Below are 480 nucleotides of genomic sequence, written 5' to 3'. Positions count from 1 at the left end.
CCGTGCCGCGCCGTGCCCGGGTCGAGGCCGGGCCGAGGCCGACGCAGCCGCGACCCGGACGGCCGGCGGCATCCACATCACGGTACCGAGTGACATCGGCGCCCCAACCGCCGTGGCCGCGCCGACCCCAGGCCGCCGGGCGGTAGTCGCGGTGACGACGGCTCCGCCGATCGTCGGCCGCGTCGCGGGCCGCCGCGCGTGGCGGCGGCCCACGCCCGGGAGCCGCCGCCGCGTAGTCCTCACTCCAGCAGTTCGCCCACCGCGTCCCACGCGTCCTCCGCGTCGATGCCCGCCAAGCCCAAGGCCACCGCCGCCTCGCACGCGGCCAACGCGAACACGCCCGCCACCCACGTGCGTTCGCCCGGGGTGAGCCGTCGCCACTCGATCGCGCCGCCGGCCCCGTCCGCGAGATCGGACGCCACCACCAACCAGCCCCACTCGGCGCCGCCGCGCCCGGCCGCCAACGCGCGCAACACGCCC

General features: G+C 79.2%; 1 protein-coding gene. It reads right to left on the bottom strand.

The features are described 5' to 3' along the window. Positions 1-239: 239 nt before the first annotated feature. Positions 240-480, bottom strand: a 241-nt coding sequence (locus GT354_RS50460) for a hypothetical protein (protein WP_161364980.1), incomplete at its 5' end; no start/stop codon positions are given.

The sequence above is a fragment of the Streptomyces sp. SID3343 genome (assembly GCF_009865215.1).
In the GTDB taxonomy this organism is placed as follows: Bacteria; Actinomycetota; Actinomycetes; order Streptomycetales; family Streptomycetaceae; genus Embleya.
The sequence above is the reverse complement of the archived record's forward strand: the minus strand, read 5'-3'. Positions and strand labels throughout refer to the sequence as shown.